General features: G+C 43.5%; 16 protein-coding genes and 1 other RNA gene. 14 read left to right on the top strand and 3 right to left on the bottom strand.

Annotated features, from left to right (window positions below; all coding sequences use genetic code 11):
- The first annotated feature begins 70 nt into the window (after positions 1-70).
- Both glmS and ACYQ0Y_RS04145 read left to right on the top strand, forming a co-directional pair.
- Complete coding sequence (glmS, locus tag ACYQ0Y_RS04150) at positions 71-1888, top strand: glutamine--fructose-6-phosphate transaminase (isomerizing) (RefSeq protein ID WP_407883825.1); 1818 nt, start codon at positions 71-73, stop codon at positions 1886-1888.
- A 193-nt stretch (positions 1889-2081) separates the two neighbouring features.
- A complete protein-coding gene (locus ACYQ0Y_RS04145; RefSeq protein ID WP_407883823.1) occupies positions 2082-2789 on the top strand; it encodes a glucosamine-6-phosphate deaminase in 708 nt (235 codons plus the stop codon).
- Positions 2790-3188: 399 nt separating this feature from the next.
- On the opposite strand, the gene ACYQ0Y_RS04140 is transcribed toward ACYQ0Y_RS04145, so the two are convergent.
- Positions 3189-3524, bottom strand: a complete 336-nt coding sequence (locus tag ACYQ0Y_RS04140) for a hypothetical protein (protein WP_407883821.1) — start codon at positions 3522-3524, stop codon at positions 3189-3191.
- A gap of 550 nt (positions 3525-4074) precedes the next feature.
- On the opposite strand from ACYQ0Y_RS04140, the gene ACYQ0Y_RS04135 reads away from it, so the two are divergent.
- The 5 genes from ACYQ0Y_RS04135 (at position 4075) to ACYQ0Y_RS04115 (ending at position 7718) form a co-directional block, all read left to right on the top strand.
- On the top strand, positions 4075-4788 hold the full coding sequence (locus ACYQ0Y_RS04135) for a nuclear transport factor 2 family protein (RefSeq protein WP_407883819.1): 714 nt from the start codon (positions 4075-4077) through the stop codon (positions 4786-4788).
- An 84-nt stretch (positions 4789-4872) separates the two neighbouring features.
- Positions 4873-5049 carry a hypothetical protein gene (locus ACYQ0Y_RS04130; protein ID WP_407883817.1) on the top strand — a complete coding sequence of 59 codons (177 nt, stop codon included), beginning with the start codon at positions 4873-4875 and terminating at the stop codon, positions 5047-5049.
- 117 nt (positions 5050-5166) lie between these two features.
- Positions 5167-5604, top strand: a complete 438-nt coding sequence (locus tag ACYQ0Y_RS04125) for a MarR family winged helix-turn-helix transcriptional regulator (RefSeq protein ID WP_407883816.1) — start codon at positions 5167-5169, stop codon at positions 5602-5604.
- A gap of 21 nt (positions 5605-5625) precedes the next feature.
- Positions 5626-5883, top strand: coding sequence for a hypothetical protein (locus ACYQ0Y_RS04120; protein WP_407883814.1), 258 nt, complete (start codon positions 5626-5628; stop codon positions 5881-5883).
- Between the two features lie 398 nt (positions 5884-6281).
- A complete protein-coding gene (locus ACYQ0Y_RS04115) occupies positions 6282-7718 on the top strand; it encodes an Nramp family divalent metal transporter (RefSeq protein ID WP_407883812.1) in 1437 nt (478 codons plus the stop codon).
- Positions 7719-7799: 81 nt separating this feature from the next.
- Here ACYQ0Y_RS04115 and ACYQ0Y_RS04110 read toward each other — a convergent pair whose 3' ends face one another.
- Positions 7800-8657, bottom strand: a complete 858-nt coding sequence (locus ACYQ0Y_RS04110; RefSeq protein ID WP_407883810.1) for a metallophosphoesterase family protein — start codon at positions 8655-8657, stop codon at positions 7800-7802.
- Positions 8658-8737: 80 nt separating this feature from the next.
- Positions 8738-9104, bottom strand: a transfer-messenger RNA (tmRNA) gene (gene ssrA / locus ACYQ0Y_RS04105).
- A gap of 234 nt (positions 9105-9338) precedes the next feature.
- On the opposite strand from ssrA, the gene ACYQ0Y_RS04100 reads away from it, so the two are divergent.
- From ACYQ0Y_RS04100 to ACYQ0Y_RS04070, 7 genes are all read left to right on the top strand, one after another.
- On the top strand, positions 9339-10499 hold the full coding sequence (locus ACYQ0Y_RS04100) for a LysM peptidoglycan-binding domain-containing protein (RefSeq protein ID WP_407883808.1): 1161 nt from the start codon (positions 9339-9341) through the stop codon (positions 10497-10499).
- A 171-nt stretch (positions 10500-10670) separates the two neighbouring features.
- Positions 10671-12101, top strand: a complete 1431-nt coding sequence (locus ACYQ0Y_RS04095; RefSeq protein ID WP_407883807.1) for an APC family permease — start codon at positions 10671-10673, stop codon at positions 12099-12101.
- Positions 12102-12292: 191 nt separating this feature from the next.
- Positions 12293-12565 carry a hypothetical protein gene (locus ACYQ0Y_RS04090; RefSeq protein ID WP_407883805.1) on the top strand — a complete coding sequence of 91 codons (273 nt, stop codon included), beginning with the start codon at positions 12293-12295 and terminating at the stop codon, positions 12563-12565.
- 325 nt (positions 12566-12890) lie between these two features.
- On the top strand, positions 12891-13916 hold the full coding sequence (locus ACYQ0Y_RS04085; RefSeq protein WP_407883803.1) for an ROK family glucokinase: 1026 nt from the start codon (positions 12891-12893) through the stop codon (positions 13914-13916).
- A 34-nt stretch (positions 13917-13950) separates the two neighbouring features.
- Positions 13951-14844, top strand: coding sequence for a GRP family sugar transporter (locus ACYQ0Y_RS04080; RefSeq protein WP_407883801.1), 894 nt, complete (start codon positions 13951-13953; stop codon positions 14842-14844).
- Positions 14845-15124: 280 nt separating this feature from the next.
- Positions 15125-16477: a glucose-6-phosphate isomerase gene (locus ACYQ0Y_RS04075; protein ID WP_407883799.1), complete on the top strand. Its 1353-nt coding sequence runs from the start codon at positions 15125-15127 to the stop codon at positions 16475-16477.
- A gap of 315 nt (positions 16478-16792) precedes the next feature.
- Positions 16793-17008 (top strand): hypothetical protein, encoded by a 216-nt coding sequence (locus ACYQ0Y_RS04070; RefSeq protein ID WP_407883797.1) that lies wholly within the window; start codon positions 16793-16795, stop codon positions 17006-17008.
- The last annotated feature ends 482 nt before the right edge of the window (positions 17009-17490 follow it).

Below are 17490 nucleotides of genomic sequence, written 5' to 3'. Positions count from 1 at the left end.
TTGATTTGTTTTCAAAAACAAAAAGAATTATTTTTATGTCTATACCAATTAACGAGAGTAGGAGAACGCTATGTGTGGAATTGTTGGAGTTACCGGAAACGAAAATGCGGTCGCAATGTTGATGGAAGGTTTGCGTCGCTTGGAGTATCGCGGCTATGATTCAGCCGGTATATATGTGAACGATCAGAATGGACACGACTTTTTGGTCAAGGAGAAAGGACGCGTTGCAGATCTGGCCAACGCTTTAACGCCTGAAGTTCAAGGAACAACTGGCATTGCACACACCCGCTGGGCAACCCATGGGCAGCCGAGTATTGAGAATGCACATCCACAAATTTCGGCTGATGACCGCTTTTATCTCGTTCATAACGGGGTCATTGAAAATTATCTGGAATTGAAAAATAAATATTTAGCTGATGTCGAATTTAAGAGCGAAACCGACACTGAGGTTGTTGTACAGTTGATCGATTACTTCGTTTTACATGATAACTTGACCACCTTAGAAGCATTTCGTAAGGTTTTGTACCTTGTGGGGGACTCCGCATATGGCTTTCTTTTAATGGATCGTGAGCAACCGAATACGTTATTTGTGGCTAAGAACAAGAGCCCGTTGTTAGTTGGTGTTGGTAATGGCTTTAACGTCGTCTGCTCTGATGCAATTGCTATGCTGAATTACACCCATGATTTTATCGAAATGCAAGATGGCGAGATTATGATTTTGACGCCAGACAAAGTAGACATTGAGGACGAAGAAGGACACCATATCACGCGGTTGCCTTTCCACGTGAATATGGATGCTAGTGAAGCAGACAAAGGCACTTATCCCCATTACATGTTGAAAGAAATCGATGATCAACCAGCAGTGATGCGCAAGTTAGTTCAGACTTATTTCAATGATGCGGGTGAGATTGACCTTGATTCAGATTTACTAGCTGATCTAAAAGCAGCTGATCGTTTGTATATTATCGCGGCTGGAACCAGTTATCATGCCGGATTAGTGGGTGAACGACTCTTTGAACGATTGGCTAAAATTCCAACGGAGGCCCATGTGGCATCTGAGTTTGCCTACAACACGCCAATTTTATCGGCCAAACCATTTTTTATTTTTCTCAGTCAAAGTGGTGAGACCGCAGACTCGCGGGAAGTTTTGACAAACATTGGTGAAGCTGGTTATCACAGTTTAACCATCACGAATGTTCAAAATTCAACATTATCGCGAGAAGCGACATACACGATGTTACTGGAAGCCGGTCCTGAAATTGCCGTTGCCTCGACAAAGGCTTATACGGCGCAGATCGCAGTCGAGGCGATTGTTGCTAAAGCGTTAGGAGAAGCAAACGGGACCGACGCTGCTAGTCAATTCGAGTTAGCTAATCAACTTGGATTAGTGGCTAATGGCATTCAAGCATTGGTTGACCAAAAAGAGGTTTTTGAGAAAATTGCGCAAGACAATTTTGTCGATCAACATGATGCGTTTTATATCGGTCGTGGCATTGACTACGCTGTTTCGCTTGAAGCCTCATTGAAGTTGAAAGAAATTACCTATATTCATTCAGAAGGCGTGGCTGCTGGTGAATTAAAACACGGTCCAATTGCCCTAATCGAAGCTGGCACGCCTGTGATTGGCTTGATTACTCAGTCCAAGACGGCTAGCCTCACTCGTAGTAATTTGGCAGAAACCGCCGCTCGTGGTAGTCATATTATGACGATTGTTTCTAAGTCCTTAGCCAATGTTCATGACGATATTATCTTGGAAGATGTGGATGAAACACTGGCGCCGCTGTTGACCATTATTCCGGCACAACTGATTTCGTATTACACCAGTTTACTGAAGGGTTTGGACGTCGATAAACCACGTAACCTAGCAAAAAGCGTGACTGTTCAATAAATCGAATAAAAAACGTTCCTGGTAAAGGAACGTTTTTTATTGAACACATTGGCGATGAACCGAAATTGACTCCTTGTAATTAGTGCGCGAGGAAACGACGGCTTATTCCACGACGTTTTTCATCCTTGTAAAAGTTAAGAATCCTGTTATAATTGGACTATACCAATAAACGATAACGATAAGGAGATTCAACATGAAAGTAATTGTGGTGAAGGATGCAGTTGAGGGCGGCAAGCAAGGGTTCCAAGTGTTTAAAGATGCTCTTGATAGTGGTGCTAAGGTATTTGGTTTGGCAACGGGTAGCACGCCGGTGTCAACATATGATGAAATTACGAGTTCAGACTTAGATTTTAGTCAGTTGACTTCAGTTAATCTTGATGAATATGTTGGCTTAGGACCAGATCATCCACAAAGCTACAACTATTTCATGCATGAGCATTTCTTTAACAAGAAACCATTTGCACAGTCTTATCTGCCAGATGGCCTGAACAAAGATGCCGCTGCTGAAACAAAACGTTATGACCAAGTTATCGCTGACAATCCGATTGATTTAGGTATCTTAGGATTAGGCCGCAATGGACATATCGGGTTTAATGAACCAGGCACGCCGTTTGATTCAACAACGCACGAAGTCAAATTGACGGAATCAACCATTGAGGCTAATGCTCGCTTCTTTGACAATGAAGAAGAAGTGCCAAAGTATGCTTACTCGATGGGCATTGGCTCCATCTTGAAAGACAAACAAATTTTGTTAGAAGCTTATGGCGCAGAAAAAGCTGATGCGGTTAAAGGCATGATTGAAGGTCCAGTGACAACGGATTTGCCAGCTAGTGCTTTGCAGAATCATGATGATGTCATTGTCATTATTGATGAAGCGGCAGCATCCAAATTAAGCAAGTAATAGATAATAAAAAGAGCGGGGCATAAGTTGGTAAGTGACGAGCGCTAAGGGCTAACTGCGAATGATGATGATTTATTCATTGGCGGCAGTTTGCTTTTAGGCGGAGTCACTTGACTTATGTCCCGCTTTTTGGCTATTCAAATTGAAAACGACATTTATCGTTTGATTTGACACCCGTAGGGATTTCGAATAGTTGGTTTAATATGAAAAAACGATTAAAAAATGAATAGACTTTTTTTAGAATTCATGATATTTTAAAACTACCATTTATTACTTCCTCTTCCAAAGCGTTCACCCCAATGACGTTTTGAAATGAAACATCATCAATGATGTTCCTAATCTAAATGGCCCTTAAAGGGAACCGATGCCCGTCGGTTCCCTTTTTGGTGGGATAAATAATTAACTGACTTGGTTCTCTTTTAGAATCGCATCCACAAGCGCCTGTGCAGTGTCAGTTTTAATCCATTCTTCCCAGTGATCCATATCCCATCCTTGCATTAAAAAGTGATGGTTAATGTAGTCCTCATATTTAATGACGTTGGCTGATTCAGGGATATTTAGTTTGAGAATGCGAACTTCTTTGATGAAATGATGCTCTGCTGCAAACTCTGCCCGGCCATTATGAACCATGTTACCAATTTCCATATATTTGGAACCATCCGTACGGGTGATTTCTTCAATCATATCGAGCGATTCGTGTCCGGGATCTGCCAGCTGTATTGGTGCATTTGCCATTTTGAAACCTCCAATTTTTACCTATCAACATTATGCCATGAATTAGCAAAGATACACGGCTTATTTTAATTTGGCAAAGTAAATGGCAATGGATTTGATGACAAAACAAAAACCACCATCTGACGATGGTGGCCGGCATAAGAGAGAAAGAGAATTGATTAGAAGGTAATTACTAAATACCTTACACAAGCAGTGTAACGAAAAATGTAAGCGCTGTCAATGCTTATTTATTGGGTTCGAGTTAATCGGATGAAGGTTTAGTTGGCTCGTTAATTTTTACTTGGGGAATGATGAGGTAGGAGACAATTGAAATGTGCGACTTCACAAGTGTAAACGATTACAAAGCTAAGACAAACGGTTAAAATGGAGGTGGAGTAAAAGATTTTAAATTAACCAATCAAATGTGAGGAGGGAATCTCATGGGATTTCAACCAGAACTCGCGATTATTGCCATAACTGTCATTGTCATTATGATTGCTTTAGGCATTGCTGGCATTCGAGGCGGTCGTCGTATTCACTCGTAGGCCTTTGATAGATGGGAGACTAGCTAATGACTAATGAATTAATTGGGCGGCGATGGCTCATCAAACAAGCGAACCGACGACAGTGGCTTGGACAACTGATTGATGATCGACATTTAAGCTGTTCAATGCTTGGTGAGTCTGATCAAAAGGAACATGATGCAGTTGTTCAATTACAAATTATTGCAAATGGCGTTTATTATTTAACGTGGTTTGACGCCGATCATTGGACGACCTTGATGCTCAACTTTAATGCTGGGACGATGAGTCAAGTTAGTGGTGGTGAGCGGGGAGATGCAACACTCGATTATGTCACAGGGACAGTTCAATTATTAAATGACAACGGCACACCTAACCTGCAGCCGTTTACAAACCGCCAGATTGTGATCGCTTTTTGGAATGCCTTTTTTAACCGTCATGATATTACTGCGGTTCAACAGTATGTCGCTGCCGATCTTGTTCAACATAATCCTAGTATTGCTGATGGTGCAGAAGCAATGGTGCATTATTATCGACCGCTGTTTGGTCCCCAAGGCAGTCTGCGACAGGCTTACCGGACGATTGTTAGCGTGGCGGATAATGATGATTTAGTTTACTTGCATGTGATTCGACGGGATCAACCAGAGGCCATTGAAATGGCTGAAGTTGATGTCTTTCGGGTGCGCGAAGGCCAGATAGTTGAACACTGGATGGTCAAACAACCATTTCCTAATCACAGTGCCAATGGGCATCCAATGTTTTAGCGACAAGGCGTGAGGACTCAAGTGCCCCTCATCGTCGTGGCTATGATATACTGGCTTTACCGTTAACCAAGGAGAAATGTTTATATGGCAGATCAACAAGCATGGGTTTTGAATCAACTGCAACAGTTAAAAACGTCGGACAATCAAATCGTCATTGATGCCGCTGTAGCACTGATTCAAGATCAACAAACGGAAATTGAGAGCCTTCGTGGCGCTATGGAAGGACGTTTGTGGAGCCCAAATCAATGGCGGGAACCGTAAGCACGCTGCGGGGCGCTACTTATTCAATTTAAGGATGTCTCAAAATGGGCGAGTGGCATCGGAGGTGATCATACTTCGCGGATGCGGGACTGCGTAACTAGCAGGGAGGGAACAATCATGGCTAATGAAGAATTGTTGGCAGAATCCATTGATGTTTATATTCATTTTTTGAAATATCTTGATGAATTCGTGTCGCGACCAGCGGCAGAATTTCAGATTTCATTTGAACAGTATTTAATTTTGCATGACGTTTCTCGCCAGCAAGATTTGACTTTAATGACAATTGCCGAAGATCGTAAAGTTACTAGGAGTGCAATTTCTCGACAAATTCGATCGCTACTGAATAAGGATCTGATTCTTCAATCGCCAGATCCGCACGATCGTCGCAAAATGAACCTGAGTTTAACACAGAAAGGTCAACAAGCTGAGCAACAAATTACAGCGCGCGTGACCAAGCGGTTTAGTTCCTGGATCGGTGAGTTTGGTGAAGAACAGGCTAAACAGGTCATCGACTTTATTCGTGAATTTGGCATCAAGTTTGCCAATGCAGACTAAATATTTAGGAGGTCATTGCTGATGGTAACCATTGTGGTCAACGAAGGAACGGTGGATTTAGTTGACGGTGTAAGCATAAGTGCTAGTTTCAATATCACTGATTTGGAGTCTGGCGTGTTACTTGAGTTAACCCAGGCAAATATCGACGCTGCCCATTTACAGGCGTTGATGAGTCAGAAACGTTCAGAGTTTGCGGTCGCACTAACAGATGCGACTAATCAAGATATCGTCCATGTTTGGTGGCGCGATCCAGATCACGAGGTTCGTCAATTATCCTGACAAATGTGAAATAATGTAGTGAAGACGCCCATTAGTTTTATGGACGTTTTTTGTGTTAAGTCGTTAATTTGAAAAAAATTAGCCACTGCTAAATTGATTCTTTGAAATAAAAAACAAAAAATTGGTTGTAAACACTTTCAAAGCGCATGATGTGCTTGTAATTTGTGGGACTTCGGCACATAGTATACATGGCTCAAAAACCTGCCAAAAAATATCCAAAGACGGAGTGATTGTCATCTGACAATCCGATGTTACGTCGAATTAACAAAAAGCTAACCAAAGCCGATAAATTGAATATCATTGGATTGATCTGTTTTTTGATGACGCGACGCTAGCGACCATCTTTGAAGGATTAGACCTGAGTAATCAGGAATCAAAACGGAAAAGAGGATATCGGGATGAGCAAAAAGCACGATAAAAAGAGGGATAAGAAGCGTGATTTAGCATTTGACACAGGCGAAACAACTAGTGAAGTGAGCAACCACGACAGGAAGCATTTCGTTAACACAACTGGTGATCACGCCAAGAGTCTAGATGAAGTTAATGGGTCCATTTTGGTGCCCCAACATGCTGGTTACTTTAGAACGCTAATGGCGTACACTGGGCCGGGTGCGTTGATCGCTGTTGGTTACATGGATCCGGGGAACTGGATCACATCAATCGCCGGTGGTGCGCAATATAAGTACGCGCTAATTAGCGTTATTTTATTATCAAGTTTGATTGCAATGCTTCTGCAAGCAATGTCGGCACGGTTGGGAATTGTGACTGGTAAAGATCTGGCTCAAATGACCCGTGAGCGGACTTCTAAAGGGATGGGGATCTTTTTATGGGTCATTACAGAACTAGCAATCATGGCAACAGACGTGGCGGAAATCATTGGGTCAGGGATTGCATTGGAACTGTTATTTGGTTTTCCGCTGATCGTCGGGTTGATTATCACGGCCTTTGATGTGTTGTTACTGTTAGTTTTGATGAAAATGGGCTTCCGAAAAATCGAAGCCATTGTTGCTACATTAGTGGCAGTTATTTTATTTGTTTTCTTATATGAAGTCATCTTGGCTCGGCCAGATGTGCCTGAGATCTTTGCCGGGTTTGTACCCCACCCAGGGCAGCTACTAACGCACAAGCCAATGTTATATTTGGCACTAGGAATTGTGGGGGCGACAGTAATGCCTCACGACTTGTATCTAGGGTCATCGATTTCACAAACCCGCGCTTTGGACCGTAATGATCGTGACAGCGTTAAAAAAGCGATTCGTTTCACGGTAGCGGATTCAAACATCCAGTTAACAATTGCCTTTGTGGTCAACTGTTTATTGCTGATTTTAGGAGCGGCCCTATTCTTCGGAACTCACAGCGAATTAGGACGCTTTGTTGACCTCTACAATGCCTTAAGCAACTCCAAAATCGTTGGCGCAATTGCCAGTCCACTGCTCAGTATGTTATTTGCCATTGCACTGCTTGCTTCTGGGCAAAGCTCAACGATTACTGGGACCTTAGCAGGGCAGATTATCATGGAAGGATTCATTCACTTGCGAATCCCATTATGGGCGCAACGGTTGTTAACGCGTTTAATGTCGATCACACCAGTTTTAGTATTTGCGATTATTTACAAGGGTAATGAAGCTAAAATCGAAAATTTGCTAACCTTTTCTCAGGTGTTCTTGAGTGTCGCGCTGCCATTTGCCATGGTTCCCTTGGTTCTATTCACGAGTAATCGTGAACTGATGGGAGAGTTTAAAAATCGACCATGGGTAAATTGGACCGCCTGGATTGTTACAGCAATCTTAATCGTGTTGAATCTCTGGTTAATCGTCGGTGTCTTTACTGGCTAATCCAACAAAAAAGAGCTGTCAAATGGACAACTCTTTTTTTGTTGGATTTTGTTTTGCAAATTTAGTTTGAGCGGTTTTTATTTAAAAATGTTGATCAGGGAGTTGACTCAAAAATTGTTCCGCTAGGTCACGATAATGATGGGCGGAATTAATTTTTGTCAGCAAAGGGAGATCATGGGTGGATGCAATCCCAGTTTCTAGCAATTTTTTATATAATTCAGGATAAGGAAAGCCAGAAGATTGAGCTAAATTTAGCTCAATCTGTTGGTCATAATGAATTCGCCGAAAATCAATTCCTTCAATGCCGCTTTCACTAATGGTCAAGAGGACGTAGCTGGCAGCTCGATTTGCCAGTAAATGTTGTTGGGTAGACCAAGGTTGACCAACTGATCCAGGGTTAAGGATTAATTGACCAGAAGCGGTATAGCGAAATAGTGGCATATGGATATGAGCGTAGATCGCAACGTCAGTGTTTGGATCGGAAATTAGTTGGTCGAAATTACCCTGTGGTTGGGTAGGAAATAATGAATGACCGCTGTTTTCCCTAGGTAAATTGTGAGAAAGGCTGATTTTGAAACCGTTAATTGTTTTAGTACTCGCCATCGGCAGCGTTTGTATCTTTTCTCGTTGTTGTTTAGATAAACGAGCGTAATCATAACGAACCAGCATGACAAAATAAACATCGCTTGGATCATTCAAATTGATTGCCTTTTTTTGAAGAACCAGATTGAAGTCAGTTTCCCAATTACCCATGAGATATTGACTCGTATTGGCGTCAGCTAGCAATTGATAGCATTGTGCCGTGCCAGGCCCGCCAAAACCGATGTCACCCAAGGACCAAATGTCGGTGGCTTGATGTTGGCGAGCATCGTCTAGCACTGCTGCTAAGGCCGTGGCATTACCATGACTATCTGAAATAACCGCAATCTTGTGCTCCATTCGCTCCTCCAACTGTTCACATGAGCGATAAATTTTTAAATAAAAGCACCCCGATACGAAACGTAACGGAGTGCTTGAAATTATGGAGATGGCGGGAATCGAACCCGCGTCCAAGCATATCGCCACTTGAACCTCTACGCTCATAGCCAAACCATTTAAGCTTCACTAATCAAAACGCCGTTTGGCCGGGCAACCGTGATTAGCTAAGTCTGATTAATCTCTTCTGCTGACTTCAGACGGGAGCTCGCAGCGTAGCCCAAATTTTTGAGACCCGTAACCCGCCACCTGGGCCGTAACGGACGGATCTACGTCAAGCTACAATTAAGCAGCTAAAGCGTAAGAATTATTATCTTTTGCAGATAAAAATTAGGTAGCGTTTTTACGTGGACGCAACCCACGAAGCGCAGTTCAAGTTCGACCTATACCTGTCGAATCCGGAACATCCCCGTGAACCTGTTTAGTTTACCATGAAATGTGGCTAAGGTCACGGCTGAGATCTCAAGAGATTAGGCAGACACATGGAACATGTTTCTCAAAAAAATTACCGGTTTTTGAGAATGTAATTGTGTTGTAATGGTAATTCACCACTTGTCAGAGTTAAATTGTATTGTACAGGTTCGACTACCACCAGCCATGGTAGTTATTACTCAGAACGCTAAAAGTAGGAGTGGAACATTCAAAATGAACAAGACTTTAAAAGCAACGTTATTAACTTCAACCCTTGCCGTTAGTTTGTTAGCTGGTACAACACTCGCTAATGCCTCAACGGTCACAGCTGTCAAAGGCGATACTGTTTGGGCTTTTGCCCAAAAACACCATACGTCAGTTGATGCAATCGCTAAAGCTTCACATTTGGCCAATCCAGCTTTGATCCAAATTGGACAAACGATTACGATTCCGGACGCCCAAGGCTCAACTGCACCTCAGCCACAGCCACAGTCTGCGGCACCGGCTAGTCAAGCAACATCACAAGCTGCCCCTGTCTTGGATGCCAATGGAGACTATGTGGTCGTTACCGGCGATACGTTATCGACCGTCAGTGAAAAGCTAGGCTTGTCCATGGAACAATTGGTAGCCGCAAACGGCCTAGTTAATGCTAACTTCTTGTCTGTCGGCCAAGTGCTGCATACGCAAGTTCCTGTTAGTCAAGCGCCAGCTGCTAGCCAAGCACCAGCTGTCAGTCAAGCGTCAGCCGCGCCCTCTGCAACACTGGCGAGTCAGGCACCTGCTACTATTTCAAGCGAAGCCCCTGCTTCACAGAATAGCCAAGGCCAAGTAACTGATTCAACTGTTGCCCAAACGACATCGGCTGCTACGAGTGCACAAGTGCAGACACCACAGTCAACACAGTCAACGACGATTACACCAGCGTCAACCGCGCCTTCTGCTGCACCACAGCTAACTCAAGCGCAACAAACACCTGCTAGCCAAGCGGCACCAACGACGCCTGCGCCTGTAACACCGGCTGCATCAGCGCCAGTCGCTACTGATGCTTCATCTGCCGGAATTGCCGGTTTTCGGCAAGGAATCAATGGATATCCAGCTGGTCAATGTACCTCATTTGTTGCCGGAATTTTGCAGGCCGAAGGTATTCCAGCATGGCAATTTAGCTATCTAGGCGACGGTGCAAATTGGGGTAATTCCGCTCGTGCTAAAGGTATTGCAGTTAATAACCAAGCCACAGCTGGTTCAGTAGCTTACTTTGCTTACAACCATGTAGCTTACGTGACTGGCGTTAATGGCGACGGGACAGTTAACATCATTGAAGGAAACTTTAATGGGCTGGCTTATCACGCACGCACAATCTCTGCTAGTGAAGCGGCTGGTTATATCCACTTCTAGACAGTTACCACTCTTATTTAAATCATCAATGATTGTATGAAGTCCTCTCCAAGTCTGAGAGGATTTTTTTGATGAAGTCGATTGGACTAATACACATTCAACCTACATGGGTTTGTTTCAAGACATCTTTTCATGATAAAGTTAAACACATTATTAACAGGGAGGCGCGTTGTGCGAAAAAAATCTGCTTTTCACCGGCTATTTCGAAAGCAAGATCCTAAATTTTATTTTGATCAAGATGCCCGTTTGGTGCCATCACTGACGACTAAGGATCTATTGGGACTAGGTCTAGGCATGGTGGTGGGAACGGCAATCTTTACGTTGCCGGGAATTGTTGCCGCCGATCATGCCGGCCCGGCCGTTGTATTTTCTTTTTTGCTTGGCGCAGTTGGGGCTGGATTGGCTGCATTAGCATACGCTGAGACCGCTTCCGTACTGCCATTTGCAGGTTCCGCCTACAGTTGGATTACCGTTTTGTTTGGCGAGATTTGGGGATGGTTGACTGGTTGGGCTTTACTAGCTGAATATTTCATCGCGATTGCGTTTGTCGCGTCTGGATGGTCGGCCTATGTCCAAGGCTTTTTAGGTAGTCTGGGAGTTCATTTACCTGAAATGATGACAGCGGGCTTTAACTTACATCATGGGACCATGATCGACGTGTTAGCTTTGGGGGCAATCTTGTTTGTCGGCTGGCTTTTATCACATGGGATTGATCAAATCTCACGACTTGAAAATGGTTTGGTTATTTTTAAATTGGTGGTTGTTGTCATTTTTATTATTGTGGGCGCAACAGCGATCCACAGTACCAACTATGTACCGTTTATTCCGAAGCATCGTCCAGGAACGAGTTTTGGTGGCTTAACTGGCATTGTAGCCGGCACGGCGCAAATTTTTTTAGCATATGTAGGATTCGATGCGATCGCAGCTAACACCGCAGAAACAAAGAACCCACAAACGACAATGCCTCGGGGGATCATTGGCACGTTAGTGATTGGTACAGTGCTTTTTATGTTCGTTTCTTTAGTTTTAGTGGGAATGTACCGATATACTAGCTATGCAGGTAATGCAGAACCCGCCGCTTGGGCGCTACGGCGTTCTGGGCATAACCTTGTAGCCGGGCTCTTATCATTGGTAGCGATTTTGGGAATGTTTGCGTCATTAATCGGCATTCATCTGGCGAGTTCACGCTTGGTCTATGCATTTGGCCGAGATGGTCTGTTACCAAAGTACCTAGGCCACCTTAATCATAAGCAGTTACCTGGTCGGGCGTTAACGTTGGTAACGATTGCAGCGGCTGTGTTAGGTTCTATTTTCCCATTTACATTTTTAGCGAATCTAGTGTCGGCTGGAACGTTGGTCGCATTTATGATGGTGTCGTTTGGCATCTATGCATTGCGGCCGCGTGAAGGCAGAGATTTAATGACTGCCCAGTTTAAAATGCCCGGTTATCCGATTTTACCGGCAATTTCGGCGGGCTTTTCTGCAGTTATTTTTATGGGCCTAAATCAGGCGGCCAAGTTGTTAATGGTTGGTTGGTTTGCAATTGGATTGCTCATTTATTTAGGCTACGGCTTTAAACACTCTAAACTACAACACCCATAAAATTTAAGATCAATCTACATCGCTTGAATTTCCGCGTTTGGTGCGGGCATTCGATGTTGGTTTATGTTAAACTGAAATTTCAAAGAGATTTAGCAATTTAACCATTGGAATAAATTGACTCACGATGATGTAAGATTGCCAGACAGTTTTACATCGTCTTTTTTTAAAATAATTTTGGGTGAGGTGCGGGGATGAAAAAAGAAATTGCTGCTGTTCGATTAACAAGCAATCCGAGTCGGATTTCGGGTGTTCGTGAGGTGGTACGCGTTAAACTGGTTGATGAGAAGGAGTACCAACTGCCCGCATTGTTTGAGGAAATGACGGTAAATGACTTCTACTACATTGATCAACACGGTCAGGAGCGGATTATTGCGTCAGCAAATGAGCAAGGCCACGTGGCTGTGTGGACTAAGGATGAAGAAAACCACCATCAAGATGAGTTGATGGCTTTGCCGGAGTTTTGACCTCCCTGAATTAAATGCTGGGCGTCGTAGGTACACTGCTTAAGTGTGCTTGCGGCGTTTTTTTATGAAAAAAATTTTCATAGGCAATTCACACATAATTGGACTATACCAGGGCGTTGAATCCTTGATGGATTCGCAACTTGACATAGATGAAAGTTCAATGAAAGTCTAAAAAAGGGTTGTAAAACCGCTTACATTATTAGAGAATATAACGTAAAGTTTTTTACGTTGGAGCCAATATATGACGGTTGGGTCATTTGGCTTCACCTGGCAAAGGGAGTTAACTATCGTGAAACAAACGGTTGTTAAGAGGAGGAAAATTAAAATGGCAGCAAAAAAGTTAATCGGTGTTGATTTGGGCGGGACAACGATCAAATTCGCAATTTTAACCTTAGACGGCATTGTGCAACAAAAATGGAGTATACCAACTAATATTTTGGACGAGGGAAGTCATATCATTCCTGATATTATTCAATCGATCAATCACCATTTAGACCTATATCAAATGAACCCGGATAACTTTGTCGGAATTGGCATGGGCACGCCGGGGACAGTCGATTTGGACGCGGGCACTGTAACGGCTGCCTATAACCTGAATTGGAAGACGCTTCAGTATGCGAAAAGAGACATTGAATCCGGCACTCATATGGCATTTGCACTGGACAACGATGCCAACGTTGCCGCACTCGGCGAACGGTGGAAAGGCGCTGGAGATAACGAACCAGACGTTGATTTCATCACATTAGGAACTGGTGTTGGTGGCGGTATCATTGCTGGTGGACGGTTACAGCACGGGGTTAACGGCGCCGGTGGTGAAATTGGTCATGTAACCGTGCAACCCGGTGGGTACTTATGTACTTGTGGGAAGCATGGTTGCTTGGAGACATATGCTTCCGCTACTGGGGTGGTTCATTTGGCCCATGATTTTGCAGAAGAATATTCTGGCAACTCAACGCTCAAAAAAATGGTGGATAACGGGGACGAAATTACTTCTAAAATTGTTTTTGATCTCGCTAAACAAGGCGACTTTCTGGCCAATGAAGTCACCAATAAGGTGGGCCAATATCTTGGCTTGGCTGTGGCAAACTTGGCCAATGTGCTTAACCCCAGCGCTGTGATTATCGGTGGTGGTGTTTCTGCTGCTGGTCAATTCCTATTAGATTTAGTAAATAAGACGTTTCAACAAGAGGCGTTCACTACGGTACGTCAATCGACACAATTAAAATTAGCTCAATTAGGCAATGATGCCGGTGTAATCGGTGCTTCTTCTTTGGCGTTGCGATTCGCGGATGACATTGACTTGAGTGAATCGGCCCGGGTGGCCAATGTTGCAGCGACGATTGTCGAATAATAATGACATGTTGAATTAATTAAAGGAGTTTCAAATGGGCATTTTAATCGCGTTAGTTCCAGTGATTGCTTGGGGCTCGATTGGACTAGTTTCTGGTAAACTGGGCGGGTCGGCGGCACAGCAGACCTTAGGGATGACCATGGGGGCCGTATTATTTGGTATTTTATCACTGCTGATTTTTCAGCCAATCTTAGATGCAAAGGTGTGGATTGCTGGGTTGCTCTCCGGATTGTTATGGGTCGTGGGGCAAGCAGGACAATTCACTTCTATGAAAGCGATGGGCGTGTCCAAGGCGATTCCACTTTCCACGGGACTACAGTTGGCGGGCAATGCCTTGGCTGGGGTTTTACTTTTTCAAGAGTGGGTCACTGGCAAACAATACACAATGGGGACAATTGCCGTCATTGCACTGATTGTTGGGGCAACGTTGACCTCACGGCGTGATCCACACAAACCTGGTGACACGAGTCAGGGGCGTAGTGCAGCAGCGGGTGCACGTGCGATGACAATTTCGACCATTGGTTATGTGGCCTACACGATTGTGATTAAAGCGTTTGAAAAATGGGGTGGTGTGGGCAATGCTACCGACTTCACTCACGCCGTTGTTTTTCCTCAATCCATTGGCATGCTGCTGGGAGCTGTTGTCTTTGTTTTAATGATCGGAGCGCGTCGTCAGATGTGGCAAGCGCCAACATGGAAGAATATTATTACAGGATTGTTCTGGGGGACTGGGAATCTATTCATGTTCTTAGCTACCGTTAAAGTGGGCTTGGCCGTGGCCTTTTCATTGGCTCAAATGGGGATCATTATTTCCACATTTGGTTCAATTTGGTTGCTTGGTGAGCGCAAGACACACTGGGAAATGGTGAACATCATTATTGGTTCTGCATTAATAATTGGCGGAGGCATTATGATCGGAATTATGTAGCTGGTCAACGACTCAGCTTTAAAAACACATGAACGTGATGAGTTTATTAAAAATCGTCTCCTGCTTTGGTGGAGGCGATTTTTAATTTGGTCTCAGCGGCGAAGGCCAATCACTAACTAAACGAAAAATAGACCACTTTTTTTAGTAGTTGAATGGGGCCGAAGCGGTAAATGAGTATTGGTACATACCAATCGTGTGGGTGGGCTTTCATTGCTCATGGATCAATGTTTTAGTGTATACTGAGTAATGGAAACACAATTAAGAAAGAGGTAGGCAAAGCATGGCATATATTTCCTTTGATAGTTCTAATCTGACGAAGTTTGTTCATGAGAATGAACTGGGTGAAATGCAAGCAATGGTAAATGCGGCGGATGAACAGTTACGGAATGGAACAGGGGCTGGCGCAGATTTCCGTGATTGGTTAGATTTGCCAACGGCTTATGATAAAGAAGAATTTAGCCGGATTAAGGCAGCTGCTAAACAGATCCAAAGTGATTCAGAAGTGCTGGTCGTCATCGGAATTGGTGGTTCGTACCTTGGTGCCCGTGCTGCAATTGACTTTTTGAATGAAGCCTTTTATACAGCACTACCAGCTAGTGAACGCAAAGGAACGCTGGTGTTATTTGCCGGAAACTCGATTTCTTCTTCATACGTGCACGACTTGATTCATGTCATCGGAGATCGCGACTTTTCCGTTAACGTTATTTCTAAGTCTGGAACAACGACGGAACCTTCAATCGCCTTTCGAATTTTCAAAGAACGTTTAGTTGCGAAATATGGCGAAGATGGTGCTAAGAAACGTATTTATGCAACGACTGATCGTGCTAAAGGAGCGCTGAAGACAGAAGCAGATGCTGCTGGTTATGAAGAGTTCGTTGTCCCTGATGGTATTGGCGGGCGCTTCTCCGTCTTAAGCGCGGTTGGCTTATTACCAATTGCCGCATCTGGCGCTGACATTGATCAATTGATGAAGGGTGCTGCTGATGCTGCTGCCGAATATACTGATACTGACTTGACGAAGAACGATGCCTATCAGTACGCCGCATTGCGGAACATTTTATACCGCAAGGGTAAAACAACTGAATTATTAGAAAACTATGAACCAACCATGGCTTCATTTTCTGAATGGTGGAAACAATTGATGGGCGAGTCTGAAGGGAAGGATCAAAAGGGAATTTATCCTTCTAGTGCAAACTTCTCCACAGATCTACATTCTCTTGGTCAATACATTCAAGAAGGCCGTCGCAACCTAATGGAAACTGTCGTTAAAGTGGACAAACCAAAGTACGACATTGATATTCCAAAGGAAGCTGATGATCTCGATCAACTTGGCTACCTTGAAGGGCAGACGATGGATTACGTCAACACCCAAGCTTTCCGTGCAGTTACCTTGGCGCATACCGATGGTGATGTGCCGGTTATGGCTGTTCACATCCCCAATCAGACTGAATACTCGTTAGGTTACTTGATCTACTTCTTTGAAATTGCCGTGGGTATTTCTGGCTACTTGAATGGGATCAACCCATTCAACCAACCAGGGGTAGAAGCGTATAAGGTCAACATGTTTGCCTTACTTGGCAAACCTGGGTTTGAAGAACAGACTAAAGAAATCCAGAAACGTGTACAGGACTAAGGACTAGGGCTGTTAGATTCTTTAGAATTTGTATGTGTTGATGATTACTTTTTGCTTTGAGGGCTACCATCAATGCTACTTTACGGCGAATTATTATCGTTTTTTCGTAAAAGTCATTCAATTTTTGAATGGCTTTTTGTTTAGGTGCAAAGTTCACGTTGGTTGACAGTGAATAATGCTGTGATCGTCTATCTAGTCTAAGATACGCTAACCAGACGTCGCCTGTTTCTGACGCTAAGTTGAGGTAATGGATGCCAAAGTGGTAAAGTAACAGAGAGATGTGAACGAAGTGTCGCTAACAGAAAGGATTTACTAATGAACAATAGCGAACAATTTTTGCATGATTTAAAAACAACTTTGCGCGGTCACGTTGAGAATGATCAAGCAACATTGAAGGCTGTGACGGTTAGATTAAAAGGGAGTCAAAGTGGGCGTTATGAAATTTCAAAATGGCGAGCTAAAGATGGACTAAATCATGAGTTTATGTTTGCTTGCCACGACCAACAGGTGACGTATTTATACATGCATTAGTCGTCAGCACTTTAAAATTTAAGGTAAAATTGATGAAAAATGTCAGCGATAAGCTAGGCATTTTTTTTGCGTGTTAACAGCAAGTATTATTTAATCTAATCAAGATAGCGATTAATAATAACTTATCAAAGTTAGTAGTCAAATTGAAAGCGAGGCTAGTCTGATGATTACAAATGCGGCAACTTTTATTCACGATCTACACCAAATTCTACGAGGCGCTGCTACTCAAGCAGATACTGATATTACAAAGACGGTCAAAACTGTGAGTCATAAATTACGTCACACCCAGTCGTCTCATTATGTCGTTTCACGTTGGCGGTCCAATGATGCTTGTGACCATGAATTTACGTTCCAATGTAACTCTGACCGGACTTATACTTATCTGTCTCATACCTAGGCTGTGATTAGTGGCAAGAGAGCAAGTGTTTTAAATGACAATTAGTCAGGTAGTGAAACACTTACGGCTGGATAATGGGATCGAG

It is taken from the genome of Furfurilactobacillus curtus, assembly GCF_054657915.1.
This window is presented reverse-complemented; position numbering and strand designations above follow the sequence as displayed.